At 69.0% G+C, this 14,175-nt stretch carries 11 protein-coding genes; all 11 read right to left on the reverse strand.

Annotated features, from left to right (window positions below; translation table 11 throughout):
- Window positions 1-74 precede the first annotated feature (74 nt).
- Window positions 75-2,708, reverse strand: coding sequence for a [protein-PII] uridylyltransferase (locus GS4_RS14175; RefSeq protein WP_007621648.1), 2,634 nt, complete (start codon window positions 2,706-2,708; stop codon window positions 75-77).
- 9 nt (window positions 2,709-2,717) lie between these two features.
- A complete protein-coding gene (locus GS4_RS14180) occupies window positions 2,718-3,056 on the reverse strand; it encodes a P-II family nitrogen regulator (protein ID WP_007621649.1) in 339 nt (112 codons plus the stop codon).
- A gap of 46 nt (window positions 3,057-3,102) precedes the next feature.
- The gene (locus GS4_RS14185) at window positions 3,103-4,440 is read right to left on the reverse strand and encodes an ammonium transporter (protein WP_007621650.1); all 1,338 of its coding nucleotides are present in this window, start codon (window positions 4,438-4,440) and stop codon (window positions 3,103-3,105) included.
- Window positions 4,441-4,631: 191 nt separating this feature from the next.
- Window positions 4,632-6,176 carry a signal recognition particle-docking protein FtsY gene (gene ftsY / locus GS4_RS14190; RefSeq protein ID WP_007621652.1) on the reverse strand — a complete coding sequence of 515 codons (1,545 nt, stop codon included), beginning with the start codon at window positions 6,174-6,176 and terminating at the stop codon, window positions 4,632-4,634.
- An 85-nt stretch (window positions 6,177-6,261) separates the two neighbouring features.
- On the reverse strand, window positions 6,262-9,900 hold the full coding sequence (gene smc / locus GS4_RS14195) for a chromosome segregation protein SMC (RefSeq protein WP_007621656.1): 3,639 nt from the start codon (window positions 9,898-9,900) through the stop codon (window positions 6,262-6,264).
- Between the two features lie 59 nt (window positions 9,901-9,959).
- Window positions 9,960-10,244, reverse strand: a complete 285-nt coding sequence (locus tag GS4_RS14200; protein WP_007621663.1) for an acylphosphatase — start codon at window positions 10,242-10,244, stop codon at window positions 9,960-9,962.
- Window positions 10,241-10,705 (reverse strand): OsmC family protein, encoded by a 465-nt coding sequence (locus tag GS4_RS14205; protein ID WP_007621673.1) that lies wholly within the window; start codon window positions 10,703-10,705, stop codon window positions 10,241-10,243. Before GS4_RS14205 ends, GS4_RS14200 begins: the two co-directional genes overlap by 4 nt.
- Before the next feature lie 49 nt (window positions 10,706-10,754).
- On the reverse strand, window positions 10,755-11,645 hold the full coding sequence (gene mutM / locus GS4_RS14210; RefSeq protein WP_007621680.1) for a bifunctional DNA-formamidopyrimidine glycosylase/DNA-(apurinic or apyrimidinic site) lyase: 891 nt from the start codon (window positions 11,643-11,645) through the stop codon (window positions 10,755-10,757).
- A gap of 12 nt (window positions 11,646-11,657) precedes the next feature.
- A complete protein-coding gene (rnc, locus tag GS4_RS14215; RefSeq protein WP_007621682.1) occupies window positions 11,658-12,389 on the reverse strand; it encodes a ribonuclease III in 732 nt (243 codons plus the stop codon).
- Between the two features lie 11 nt (window positions 12,390-12,400).
- Window positions 12,401-12,922, reverse strand: coding sequence for a YceD family protein (locus GS4_RS14220; RefSeq protein WP_085947049.1), 522 nt, complete (start codon window positions 12,920-12,922; stop codon window positions 12,401-12,403).
- A 288-nt stretch (window positions 12,923-13,210) separates the two neighbouring features.
- Window positions 13,211-14,050 carry a DivIVA domain-containing protein gene (locus GS4_RS14225; RefSeq protein WP_007621686.1) on the reverse strand — a complete coding sequence of 280 codons (840 nt, stop codon included), beginning with the start codon at window positions 14,048-14,050 and terminating at the stop codon, window positions 13,211-13,213.
- Window positions 14,051-14,175: the final 125 nt, after the last annotated feature.

Raw genomic sequence — 14,175 nt, forward strand, 5'->3', positions numbered from 1 at the left:
CACCCAGTCTTCCACGTTCGCGCACGGGTTCTCGCGTGCGGTGCCCGGCCGACGAGAATCTCCACGGGCCGGTGTCAGCTGATCGGGACGCCTGGCCGACCGGTACCGGTCTGCCCCTCGGTACCGCCCGGCCCCGATCCCGTCTCGCTGACGGGTTGCGGAGGCGGACAGACGGCCGTCACGGCATCGGCCAACGCAGCCCTCGCCTCAGGGGAGTCATCCGGGATGAACAGCGAGAACGTGTCGACCACGGTGCTGCCGAGAGTCGACACCTTCGCCCAGCGGACGTCGGCGCCACGGCGCTCGATGACCGAGCTCACCCGACTGAGCAGGCCGAGCCGATCGTCGGTACGCAACTCCATGAGGACGTCGTCGCCGCCGGTCTCCACCCAGATGACCCGTGGCGGGGCAACCGCGTACAGCGCGGGGACCGCGTTCTTCGGATGACCGGCGCCGTCGGTCTCCGGATCGGTGGAGCCGGCCGCCGCCGCGGCACCCAGGACCGATCCGGGACTCGACTCGATCGAGGCGATGGTCGGGATCGGTGACTCACGCTCGCGCACCTCGAGGCGAGCCAGCACGTCGATCCGTCCCTCGACCGCCGCGATCAACTGCTGTCGCATCAGCCCATCCTCCGGCGGGGTACCGAACACCGGTACGACGACGAACGTGTTGACCGCACTCCCGGCGTGGCTCTGGACGGTGGCCGAATGCGACCGCAGCCCGTTCAGCGCGAGCACACCCGCCATCTGCGAGAGCAGACCCGGCTGGTCCGGCGCGACCATGATGACCCGATAGGTGTGCAAACCGTCGGTCGGTTCGAGGCGCACGGCGAAGCCACCGCCCTCGGCCAGGGACACCTGGGCGTCGGTCAACGGCTCCGGCGTCGCGAGCCCGGCCCCGTCGATGAGACGCATACATCTCCGGACCAGGTCGCTGATCAGCGACGCCTTCCACTCCCCCCAGACACCCGGTCCGGTCGCGAGTGAGTCGGCCTCGGCCAGCGCCGCCAGCAACTCCAGGAGGTTCCGGTTGTGTCCGAGGGTCTCCACCACGCCCTGCGCGGTCGCCGGGTCGTCGAGGTCACGACGGGTCGCGACGGTGGGCAGCAACAGGTGATGACGCACCATCTCCGAGAGCACGGTGACGTCTTGCGGCCACAACCCGATCCGGCTGCCGACCTGGATGGCGAGTTCGGCCCCGACGATGCTGTGATCGGCGCCGCGGCCCTTGCCCAGGTCGTGAATGAGCGCGCCCAGCACCAACAGGTCGGGCCGGGCCACCCGGGTGGTCATCGACCCCGCGTGTGCGGTGGTCTCGACGAGGTGCCGGTCGACGGTCCAGGTGTGGATCGGGTCGCGGGGCGGGAGATCGCGCACCGCGCCCCACTCGGGGAGCAGACGCCCCCAGAGTCCGGTGCGGTCGAGTGCCTCGATCGGGTCGACCATGTGGTGTCCGGAACCGAGCAGGACCAGCAGATCGCTCAACGCCTCGGCCGGCCAGGGTTCACGCAGTTCGGGGGCATAGTCTCCCAGCCGACTCAACGTCGACGCGCTGATCGGCAGTCCGGTGCGGGCCGACGACGACGCGACCCGCAGGATCAGACCGGGATCCTTGCTGGGGATGGCGTTGCGCGCCAACACGATCTCACCGTTGTGCTCGACCACACCCTCGTCCAGCGGACGTCGGATGGGTGACCGTCGGAGTTTGGCGAGTCCGCGGCGGGGCAACGAGTTGCCCGCGGTCCGCAGTCCGACGTCGATGGAGTAGCTGACCGTGCGCGCAGCGTCGCTGATCACGCGGGCGAGATCGAATCGATCGCCGATACGCAGCGCCGCACCGATCTCGTCGGCGTCCTGCGCGCGGACCTGTTCGCGCGGCCGGCCGGCGATCCGATGCAACTCGGTGCGGATGTCGAGCAGTCGGCCGTAGGCTGCCTGCGGACCGGCTCCGCCGGGTGAGTCCGGTCGCAGGCTCGCCATGCCGTCGGACAGTTGCGCGATGGACAGCGCCCCCAGAAGCTGCACGTCGCGGAGTCCCCCGCGACCGTTCTTCAGGTCGGGTTCAGCCCTGTGCGCGATGTCGCCCGCGCGCCGCCAGCGGTCCTGCGCGTGCGACACGACCTCGGGGAAGCGGGTGCGGATCTCGGTGCGCCACTGCTGCCGGACGCCGCCGATCAGGAGCGACGAGAGATCGTCGTCGCCGGCGATGTGCCGTGCCTCGAGGAGTCCGAGGGCGGCGGTGACGTCGGAGCTCGCGACCTGGAGCGCCTGGGGCACCGTCCGCACCGAATGGTCGAGCGGGATGTTGGCGTCCCACAGCGGATACCAGAGTCCGTCGGCGACCTCGGCGACCCGATCGGGTGCCAGGTCGTCGTGCAGGAGGATGAGATCGAGATCGGAGTACGGCAGCAGTTCGCTGCGTCCGAGGCCGCCGACGGCGACGATGGCGAATCCGCTGCGTGAACGGATTCCGAGTTCGGCACCCTTGCTGGTGAGCCAGAACTCATGGAGGTCGACGAGCACCTGCCGCAGTCCGGCGGCGTCGAGCTTGCCGGACCGGCTCGACTGCAGCAATTGTCGGCGCGCTTGGGCGAGATCGGTTGCGGCCACTGCACTTCCGTCGGGGATCGGGTGGGATGAAGGGCGCGGCCCCGCGCCTGACTTGCCGTCAGACGCGGGGCCGTGCTGGGTGTTCAGAAAGGGCACGTGCAGCCGCTACAGTGCGTCGGCGCCGCGCTCACCGGTGCGGACCCGGACGACGGACTCGACCGCCGACACCCACACCTTGCCGTCTCCGATCTTGCCGGTCCGTGCCGCCTCGACGATGACGTCGACGACCTTGTCCACGGCCGCGTCGTCGACGACGACCTCGACCCGTACCTTCGGCACGAAGTCGACGGAGTACTCGGCGCCGCGGTAGACCTCGGTGTGGCCCTTCTGTCGGCCGTACCCCTGGACCTCGCTCACGGTCATGCCCAGGATCCCGGCCTGCTCGAGTCCCGCCTTCACGTCCTCAAGCGTGAACGGCTTGACGATTGCGGTGATCAGCTTCATCAGTTATCCCTCTCCACAGAGATCAGCGTAGTGGTCGACGTGCGGCTCATGCCGGTTCATACGCGGTCTCCGCGTGCTCGGCCTCGTCGATGCCGTTGTGCTCGTCCTCGGTACTGATACGCCAGCCGAGCGGCTTGAGGGCGAAGGCGATGACCGCGGTGAGGACACCGGTGAAGACGAGAGCGAACGCTGCGATCACGATCTGGACCACGAGCTGCTTGTAGTCGCCGCCCCAGAACAGGCCCACGTCCTTGGCGAGCAGGCCGACACCGATGGTGCCCCAGAGGCCCGCGACCAGGTGGACACCGACGACGTCGAGCGAGTCGTCGTAGCCGAACTTGTTCTTCAGTCCGATCGCCAGTGCCGACAGGACGCCTGCGATGACACCCAGGATCAGCGAGCCGACCGGGGTGAGAGCACCACATGCGGGGGTGATCGCGACCAGACCGGCAACGATGCCCGATGCGGCGCCGACGCTGGTGGCGTGCTTGTCGCGGATCTTCTCCACCGCGAGCCAGCCGATGGTCGCGGCAGCGGTGGCCGCCGTCGTGTTGACCCACACGAGACCCGCGGTGTTGTCGGCGGCGAGTTCGGAGCCCGCGTTGAAGCCGAACCATCCGAACCACAGCAGGGCCGCGCCCAGCATGACGAACGGGATGTTGTGCGGACGGTAGGCGGTGCGACCGAAGCCCGCACGCGAACCGACGATGAGCGCGAGGACCAGAGCGGCCACACCGGCGTTGATGTGCACCACTGTGCCGCCGGCGAAGTCGATCGGTGCGACGTTGGCCTTACCGTCGGTGGTGCCGAACATCCATGCGGCAAAACCGTTCTCGCCGCCGCCCATGATGCCGCCGCCGCCGACGAGTCCGCCCCACACCATGTGTGCGAGCGGGAAGTACACGACGGTCGACCAGATGACCGTGAACACGATCCACGTCGAGAACTTGACGCGCTCGGCGAGCGCGCCGCTGATCAGTGCGACCGTGATGACCGCGAATGTCAACTGGAAGCCCAGGAAGACGAACGCCGGGATCGTGAGGCCGGCGGTGACGACCTTGTCCTCACCCATCGTCGCCGACAGCTGGTCGGAACCGAACAGCGAGAACGGATTCGCGAAGATCCCCGCGATGTCGTCGTTGCCGGTGATCCCGTCGCTGAACGACATCGAGAAGCCCCAGAGCACGTAGACCACGCTGATCGCGGCCAGCGAGCCGAAGGACATCATCATCATGTTCAGGACCGACTTGCCCCGAGACAAACCCCCGTAGAAGAAGGCGAGACCCGGGGTCATCAGCAGGACCAGTCCCGCGGCGGCGAGCATCCACGCCGTGTTGCCGGGGTCGGCTACGCCGAACACCTCTTCTGGCAGTGCCAAAACCACTGTACGAAACCTCCTCGCAGTGCGCCGACGGCTCGGCGTCTGCAAAGACAATGTCGGTCAACGGTTTCAGCAGTGGTGCCCTGGTGTTTCTTCCGTGTGAACCGCTGGGCGATTGAGATTTCGTGGATGTAACGGCCCAGGTCGCGATTTCCGACCCTCACCGACGGGAGACGTGCGCTGTGAACCGATCGTCACAAGAGCGCGTCGACGAATGCCTCCGGCTCGAATGGTGCCAGATCATCGGCCCCCTCGCCGAGACCGACGAGTTTCACGGGTACACCGAGCTCGTTCTGCACGTGGAAGACGATGCCGCCCTTGGCGGTGCCGTCGAGTTTGGTCAGCACCACACCGGTGATGTCGACGACCTCGGCGAAGACGCGCGCCTGGGCGAGACCGTTCTGCCCGACGGTGGCGTCCAGGACGAGGAGAACCTCGTCGACCGGAGCCTTCTTCTCGACCACCCGCTTGACCTTGCCGAGCTCGTCCATCAGCCCGGTCTTGGTGTGCAGCCGGCCCGCGGTGTCGATCATCACGACGTCGACGCCGTCCTCGACTCCCCGGGCGACCGCGTCGAAGGCCACCGATGCCGGGTCGGCTTTCTCCTTGCCGCGGACCACGGCGGCGCCGACGCGCTCGCCCCAGGTCTGCAGCTGATCGGCGGCGGCTGCGCGGAAGGTGTCGGCCGCGCCCAGCAGCACCCGCCGACCGTCGGCGACCAGCACGCGGGCGAGCTTGCCGGTGGTGGTGGTCTTACCGGTGCCGTTCACACCGACGACGAGCACCACGGCGGGGCTGCCGGCATGCGGGAGAGCCCGGATCGAGCGATCGAGCTCGGGATGGAGCTGGTCCACGAGCACCCGCTTGAGGAGCGCGCGCGCCTGGTCGGCGGTGCGGATGTTCGACGTCGCGAGCTCGGTGCGTAGTCGCTCGACCACGGCTGTGGTCGCCGACGTACCCAGATCGGCCAGGACCAGCGTGTCCTCGATCTCCTCCCAGCTGTCCTCGTCGAGATCGCCCGCACCCAGCAGGCCGAGCACACCCTTGCCGATGGCGCCCTGGGATCGCGACAGACGCCCACGCAGACGTCCGAGGCGACCGGCGGTGGGAGCGATCTCCTCGCGAGACGTGGTCGGCGCGTCAGTGGACTCGTCGACGGTCGGGGCCTGCTCGGTGGGTACCGGGGTGGTCACCGGGGGTTTGATGACCTCGGTGGCGTCCGACACCTCGTCGGTGGTCGGCACGGTGTCGGTCGCCGGTGGCTCCACGGTCGGGGCCGGAGCGGCGGTGTCCGGGGCCGGAGCGGCAGTGTCCGGGGCCGGCGCGGCAGTGTCTCCGAGGGCCGCATCCGAGGTGGGCGTCTCGAGCGGGGCCGCGTCGGGCAGGGAGACGTCGGTGATCCCGCGCTGGGCCGAATCCCGCGGTACCGCTGCGTCGTCACCGACACCCGGCTGTCCGTCGACCTCGGTGCGTTCCGGGGTCGGGGTGATCGGTCCGGTGCCACGGCTGTCGGTGGGTCGGTCGACGGTCGCGGTGTCGCCCTGGCTGAAGGAGAACCCCGACCCCGCGCGATATCCACCGGATCGGTCGACCTCGCGTGTGGTGGTCCCCTCGACGGTCGGGGTCGTGTCGTCGGTGAGCGAGATGCGTCGTCGGCGCGCGACGATCAGCCCGGCCACGACGATCGCGAGCAGTACGACCACCGCGACGACGATCCCGATGATGATTCCGGTGTTCACTCAGATGTCCTTCGTCAGTAGGCGGGTGAAGATGCCGCTGGGATCGACAGGGACCGTGATCCCCGGTCCGCGGGCCTGCCTCGAGTCAATCAGAGAACAGTTGCTCGGCGGCGTCGGGCGTGGTCGCACCGATCCCCTTGGCGACCGGGATGTCGACACCGCGGAGGCGCTGGGAGATGACCGTGGTGATGCCGTCGCCGCGCATGCTGACGCCGTAGAGCGCGTCGGCCACCTCCATGGTCGGCTTCTGGTGGGTGATGACGATCAACTGCGAACGCTCGCGGAGCTGCTCGAACAGACTGATCAGCCTGCGCAGGTTGGTGTCGTCCAACGCCGCCTCGACCTCGTCCATCACGTAGAACGGCGACGGCCGGGCACGGAAGATCGCGACCAGCATGGCCACCGCGGTCAACGACTTCTCACCGCCGGACAGCAGCGACAAGCGCTTCACCTTCTTGCCCGGCGGGCGGGCCTCGACCTCGATGCCGGTGGTCAGCATGTCGTTGGGCTCGGTGAGCACCAGCCGGCCCTCGCCACCGGGGAACAGCGTCGAGAACACCTGCGAGAACTCGCGCTCGACATCGGCGTAGGCCTCGGTGAAGACCTGCAGGATGCGTGCGTCGACCTCGTCGACGACGTCGAGCAGGTCGCGACGCGCCGCCTTGACGTCCTCGAGCTGGGCAGAGAGGAAATTGTAGCGCTCCTCCAGGGCTGCGAACTCCTCGAGTGCCAGCGGGTTGACCTTGCCGAGCGTGGTCAGGTCCTTCTGCGCTTTCTTGGCGCGGGCCTCCTGGGTCGCACGGTCGAACGGCATCGGCGCGGGCGCGACCACCAACTCGCCGCGGGAGCGCGCGTCCTCGTACTCCGCGATCTCCAGCGCCGACGGCGGCATCGGCACATCGGGTCCGTACTCCGCCACGAGATCGTCGGGAGCGATCGAATACGACTCCAGGATCTGCTCCTCGAGCTGCTCGATGCGCAACGCCGCCTGGGCCCTGGCCATCTCGTCACGGTGGACGGAATCCTTCAGGGCGTTCAGCTGCGAGGTGAGTTCGGTGACGACCGTCTTGAGCTCGTCGAGTTGGGAGCTGCGCGAGACACGGATGGCCTCGAATTCGTCGCGGCCCGCCTGTGCGGTCGCGACGGTGTCCGCGAGACGACCGGCGATCTCCGACCCCGCACGCGCCACGGCCTCGGCCACCGACGCGGCGTGACGGCGTTGCTGATCCTGGCGGCGGGCGCGCTCACGCGCCTCGCGCTCGCGCTCGGCCGCACGACGCAACGAGTCGGCCCGGCCCCGGACGGACGCGAGCCGTTCCTCGGCGGTGCGCAACGCCAGGCGTGCCTCCATCTCCACCGCGCGGGTCTCCGCGACAGCGGTCGCGGCGGCAGAACGGTCGGTGTCGTCGGAGCCGGAGTCGGGCGAGACGGTCGAGTCGTCGTTGGCCAGACGGAGCCGCTCCTCGAGTTCGGCCAGCGATGCCAGCGTCTCCGTGCGTCCCTCCTCGGCCTTCTCGCGTTGCCGGGTCAGCCGCTCGGCCTCCCCGCGCGCAGCACGGAGTTCCTGGCCGAGACGGGCCATCTGCTCCAGTGCGCCACCGAGATTGGCGTCGGACTCGTGCAGCGCTGCCAGCGCCTCCTCAGCGGCCTCACGGCGTGCCTGTTGATCGGTGAGCGCACCATCGAGGGCTGCCTCGATCTCCTCGACCCGACGCCGCGCGGTGGCGAGGTCACCGGTCGCGGCGTCGATGGCCGACTGGACCTCCAGCGTCGACGGTCGGTGCGACGAACCGCCCTCCACCGACGCAGGCCCGATGCGGTCGCCGTCGCGGGTCACCGACCGCAGGCTGTGGTCGCGGGCGAGATCGAGACCGGTGTGCGGATCGTCGACGAGCACGGTATCGGCGAGTACGAGGTCGACGGCACCGCGGATCGACGGCGGGCAGGTCACCACCGACGATGCCCAGCGTGCGCCGTCCGGGAGGTCGACCTGCGGCGTGGTCGCGGTGTCGGGGAGACCACCGAGGATCAGGCTCGCCCGTCCTCCGTCACCGCTCTTCAGCGCCTCCAGGGCACGTACGGCGGCCAACGAGTCGACGGTGGCGATCGCGTCCACGGCCGGTCCGAGCGCGCCCGCGATCGCAGTCTCGTATCCGTTCTCGACGGTCAGCAGCTCCGACATCGGCGCGAGCAGACCGTCGGGGGCGTTGTCGAGCAGCCAGGCCCCGCCGTCGTTGCGTTCCAAGCCCACCGACAGCGCCTCGATCCGTGCGGTGAGCGACGCGATCCGCTGCTCGGCCTCACGCTCTTCGGTCTGCAGCGACGCGACGCGCTCGTTGGAGACGTTGAGTGCCGTGACGCTGCGTTCGTGGTGGTCGTCGAGGCCCTTCTCGGCTGCTTCGAGCTCGCCCAGACTTGCCGCGGTCGCGTCCTGATCGGCCTGCGCCTTGGCTGCTCGTTCGGTGCTGGCGGCGATGGCCGCGGTGATCCGGGCCGCCTCGGCGTCGACCGACTCTGCCCGCGTCCGCAGGTTGTCGACCTGGCCTTCGAGTCGGGCCAGTCCTTCGCGGCGGTCGGCGATCGCACGGACCGCGGCCATGTGGGCCTGCTCGGCAGCGGCGGCGACGGCCTCACGCTCGGACAATTCGTCCTGCGCTCCGGCGAGCCGCTCGGCCGCCTCGCCGACGCCTTCGGTCAGCTCGGCTTCGAGTTCGGCCGCCTCGAGTGCCTGCTCCTCGAGCTCCTCGGGGTCGGTGCCACCGGCCTCGGTCGTCGGCTCGGACAGGTAGCGACTGCGTTCGGCGGCGATCCGACAGGTCGCGTCGACCCGCTCGGCCAGCGCCGACAGTCGGTACCAGGCCTGGTTGGCAGCCGCGGCCGCCGGAGTGACCTCGGCGAGACCCTGCTCGTGCTCGGCCAGTTCGGCGGTCACGCGGTCGAGTTCCGCACCGACCTCGTCCTGCCGGCGGCGGACCTCGTCCTCGACTGCCGAGTGCTCTGCCATCTCCGACTGTCGGATGACCAGATCGTCGGCCGCCAGCCGCAACCGGGCATCGCGCAGGTCCGCCTGCACGGTCTGCGCGCGACGTGCCACCTCGGCCTGCCTGCCGAGCGGTTTGAGCTGCCGCCGCAGTTCGCCGGTGAGGTCGGTCAGTCGGGCGAGATTGGCCTGCATCGCATCGAGCTTGCGGACGGCCTTCTCTTTGCGCTTGCGGTGTTTGAGGACACCCGCGGCCTCTTCGATGAACGCGCGACGGTCCTCGGGACGGGATTCGAGGATCGCGGCCAATCGCCCCTGCCCGACGATGACGTGCATCTCACGCCCGATACCGGAGTCGCTCAACAGCTCCTGGACGTCCATCAGCCGGCAGGAGGTGCCGTTGATCTCGTACTCACCCGCGCCGTCGCGGAACATGCGGCGCGTGACGGAGACCTCGGAGTACTCGATCGGGAGGGCCCCGTCGCTGTTGTCGATGGTGAGCGTCACCTCGGCGCGGCCGAGGGGCGGTCGGCCGGATGTGCCGGCGAAGATGACGTCTTCCATCTTGCCGCCGCGCAGCGCCTTGGCGCCCTGCTCCCCCATCACCCAGGTGAGGGCGTCGACGACGTTCGACTTACCCGAGCCGTTGGGACCCACCACACATGTGATGCCGGGTTCGAATCGCAGCGTCGTGGCCGACGCAAACGACTTGAAACCCTTGAGGGTCAGGCTCTTGAGGTGCACGACGGTACAGAATACTCACCATCTCGACCGGATCGGTCGATACCACGGGCGGGACGCGGTCAGCGCTCGACGAAACCGCTGAGATCGCCCCGCGCAGAGTCGAACCGCTCCACCACGAGATCCACGTGGCCGGGTGTGTCGCCCGATCGCAGCGCGTCCAGAAGACGCTGAGCCGACACCTGGTCGCCTTCCGCGACGACCAGGACCCGACCGTCCTGCTGGTTCGCCGCATAACCCACCAGGCCGAGCTCGAGCGCACGCGACCTCGTCCACCAGCGGAATCCGACACCCTGCACCCGACCGTGCACATGCGCGGTCAGTCGGACGGGGTCGGCATCGCTCATTCGGTGTCGATCGTCAGGTTGACGGTGGTGCCCGCCTTCAGCGTGCGCCCCACGGTGCAGACCGCGTCGATGGCGCGCTCGACGACGACCAGCAGCCGCTGCGCCGCCTCCGGGTCCAGCTCGGACAGGTCGACCTCGAGGATCTCGTTCAGCTCGGGATAGCGCTCGTTCTCGCGGTCGGCCGCCCCGTTCACCCGCACGGTCGCGTCGTAGTCGTCGCCGAGACGGCGGGCCAGCGGACGATCCGACGACATGCCGGTGCACGCCGCGAGCGCGATCTTGAGCAGCTCTCCCGGGGTGAAGACACCCTCGACGTCTTCCGAGCCGACGAGCACCTCCGCGCCCCGCGAGCTCTTCCCGGTATAGCGGCGCACTCCGGTCCGCTCCACCCAGAGCTCGGTCGCGGGCGTGGCGTGCACGGTGGCGGATTGCTCGGTGGTGGCGCTGTGGGTCTCGGTCATGGGCGCTGGACGTCCCTTCTGTTCTGCGGGACACCGGGGTCGGTGTCGATCATGCGGTGGAAACGCGGACGGCGGGCGAATCCTTCCGCTGACACCGCGGGCAATAGTACGAGCTGCGGTTCATGAACTGATCCCGACGCATGATCTGGCCACAGCGTCGACACGGCTGCCCGGCGCGTCCGTAGGCGTTCAGGGACCGTTCGAAGTAGCCCGACTGCCCGTTGACGTTCACGTACAGCGCGTCGAACGACGTGCCGCCGACATCCAGGGCCGAGCGCATCACAGCACTCGCCGCGTCGATCAGCTCACCGAGTTTGCGTGCGCTGATGTTCTCGGCGACCCGGGTGCCGTGCAGCCGGGCTCGCCACAGCGCCTCGTCGGCGTAGATGTTGCCGACGCCGGAGATCACCGTCTGGTCCAGCAGGACCCGTTTGATCTCACTGTGTTTGGTGCGCATCCGGGCGACCACCGCCGCACGGTCGAAAGAATCGTCGAAGGGGTCCGGCGCGATGTGGACGATCGACGCAGGCAGGTCGGGTCCGCCCGCCGGATCGTCCGCGTACTCGTCGACGTGCCAGCCGCCGAAGGTGCGCTGGTCGACGAACCGGAGCTCGTTGCCGTCGTCGAGTCCGGCCCGGATCCGCAGGTGGGTGTGATCGGGTGCACCGGCGGTCGCGATCAGCATCTGTCCACTCATGCCCAGGTGAACGACCACCGGTGCGGTGTCGTCGCGGTCTCCGGTGTCGAGCCACAGGTACTTGCCGCGGCGCCGGACCCCGGTGATCTCCTTGCCACGCAGGCGGCCGACCAGGTCGACGGGTCCGCCCTCGTGGCGACGGACAGCGCGCGGGTGCAGCACGTCGACGCCGGTGATCGTGCGACCGACGATGTGGGTTGCCAGGCCATGACGAACCGTCTCGACCTCGGGTAGCTCAGGCACGACGGGGTCCCGTCACGAAGTGGCGGTGCGGTCGGAGAGTGCCTTCCACGCGTGCGCTGCAGCCTTCTGCTCGGCCTCTTTCTTGGTCCGACCGACACCGGTCCCGAGTTCTTCCCCCGCGATCACCGCGGTGGCCGTGAACTCCTTGTCGTGGTCGGGTCCGGTCGAGGCGATCTGATACTGCGGCGGGCCCTGTCCCTGTTCGGCGGACAGTTCCTGTAGCGACGTCTTCCAGTCCAGACCAGCGCCCAACAATCCAGCGCGATCGATGATCGGGTCGAAGAGACCGAGGACCACTCGCTGCGAGACGGCCAGTCCGTGGTCGAGGAAGACGGCGCCGAACAGCGATTCCAGGCCGTCGGCGAGGATGCTGGCCTTGTCGCGACCACCGGTCATCTCCTCGCCACGTCCCAGCAGCAGATGCTGGCCGAGACCGCCGGGACCCAGGTCGCGCGCGACGTCGGCGAGCGCGTGCATGTTCACCACGCTCGCACGGATCTTCGCCAACTCACCCTCGGGACGGTCGGGGTACGAGAGATACAGACGCTCGGTGATGACCACGCCGAGGACGGAGTCGCCGAGGAATTCGAGTCGTTCGTTCGTCGGCAGACCACCGTTCTCGTAGGCATACGAGCGATGGGTGAGCGCCAGGGTGAGCAGCTCGGGGGTGATGTCGACACCGAGCGCACGCACCAGTTCCGAGCGCGGAGCCGGCGCGTCCGCAGCGGGGGCGACGCCGTCCACGGGCTGGTCGGTCACGCAGGTTCCCGCCCGTCCGGTCCGTCGGCCGGCGGGGTCTCGTCGAGCGTCGCGAACTTGTCGGCCAGTCCGGCCCACCGCGGGTCGATGATGTCGTGACCGTGGCCGGGCTCGGCGGCCGCCAGACGGACACCACACACCTGGCACAGGCCGGGGCAGTCCGTGGTGCACAGCGGCGACATCGGCAGCTCCAGGCTCACGGCGTCGATGATCGACTGTTCGAGATCGAGTTTCTCGTCGACGATGCGATGCACCTCGTCGGAGTCCGTGGTCTGCTCGGTGGCGCTGTCGGGGTAGGCGAACAGCTCGGTGAGGAAGACGGTCACCGTGCCGTCGACCGGGTCGAGGCATCGGGAGCACTGCCCGGCGGTCTCGCCGCTCACCGTGCCGGTGACCAGCACGCCTTCGCTCACCGATTCCAGGCGGAGGTCGAGGTCGACGTCGGAACCGGCGGGGATGCCGACCATCTCGACGCCGAGGCGTTCCGGCGAGACCAGCGTCCGGTGGACCTCGGTCATGGTCCCGGCGCGACGGCCGAGCCTGCGCACGTCCAGCACGAAGGGTTCACGGGGCACCAAATGCGCCTGACCGCCCGTGGGAGAGCCGGCTCCAGAACGCGCATCCGCTTCGGTCACGGGTTGTTCAGCCACAAGCTCACGATACGCCCGAGATGCCGGGTCACGGACATCGCGACACCGCGCGCCCCGACACCGGCGCGTCAGCCTCGTCCGCGCACCTCACGACCTGCGCGGTCGACGCGCGCACAGGCCGCGAGACACGTTGTCGGCCGCGGCGTCGGAGACGACTCAGACCGCGAGTGGCGAGCCCTCGCCACGGTCGTACGCGGCACGATCGGCGGTGGCGCGATCACGTCCGGCGCGATGCGGGCCCGCGTCGTCGACGCCGCGCGGGTACTCGACGTAGTCGTGCATCCCGGCTCCTGTGCGCAGCTGGTGACGGCCCCGGTTGACCGAACGCAAAGTTCCGGTGAGGATCTCCTCGAATTCCGCCAACTTCTCGTCGACGTAGACGTCGCAGTCACCGCGGAGGCGGTCGGCCTCGGCGTGGGCCGCATCGATGATGCGCTCTGCTTCCGACTTGGACGCCGCGACGACCTCGGCTTCCGAGACGAGACGCTGCTGCTCGGCGATGCCGTCGGCGACCGACTTGTCATAGGTGTTGTTCGCGGCGTCGATCGTGCGCTGCGCCTCGGCACGCGCCCGGCCGGTCACAGCCTCGAACTCGCGGGCCGCGCTGGTGTTCAGGCGATGCGCCTCACCGGTGGCGTCCTCGACGAGCGAGGCGCCATGCGCCGACGCCTCGTCGACCATGCGGTCTGCCTGGGCCTTCGCCTCGGCCAGGATGCGGTCGGCCTCGGCGCGTGCGTGCGAGATCACCGATTCCGACTCCGAGTCGGCCTTGGAGATCGCGTTCTCGGCATGGTCGCGTGCGTTGCCGATCAGCGAGTCACGCTGATCGAGGACGTCCTGCGCGTCGTCGAGTTCACCAGGGATCGAGTCCTTGATGTCGTCGAGCAGTTCCAGCACGTCCCCGCGCGGAACAACGCAGCCCGCGGTCATCGGGACGCTGCGCGCCTCCTCGACGATCGCGGCGAGTTCGTCGAGCGCTTCAAATACCCGGTACACAGCTACTCCGATCCGGCGCTTGCCATTGATCCAGAACGGCCACGACGGCGCGACCGCTGATATCGATGTGACTATTGTGCCGAATGTTGCAAATGTGACGTGGGAGGCTGGCGTGGCGTGTCGGC

Source organism: Gordonia soli NBRC 108243 (assembly GCF_000334455.1).
In the GTDB taxonomy this organism is placed as follows: domain Bacteria; phylum Actinomycetota; class Actinomycetes; order Mycobacteriales; family Mycobacteriaceae; genus Gordonia; species Gordonia soli.

Bases quoted from the DNA above. Each gene is read 5' to 3' on its own strand.
- GS4_RS14180 (WP_007621649.1), bottom strand. From the start codon at position 3,056: ATGAAGCTGATCACCGCAATCGTCAAGCCGTTCACGCTTGAGGACGTG.
- GS4_RS14200 (WP_007621663.1), bottom strand. From the start codon at position 10,244: ATGAGCGATGCCGACCCCGTCCGACTGACCGCGCATGTGCACGGTCGG.
- GS4_RS14205 (WP_007621673.1), bottom strand. From the start codon at position 10,705: ATGACCGAGACCCACAGCGCCACCACCGAGCAATCCGCCACCGTGCAC.
- GS4_RS14220 (WP_085947049.1), bottom strand. From the start codon at position 12,922: ATGACCGAGGTCCACCGGACGCTGGTCTCGCCGGAACGCCTCGGCGTC.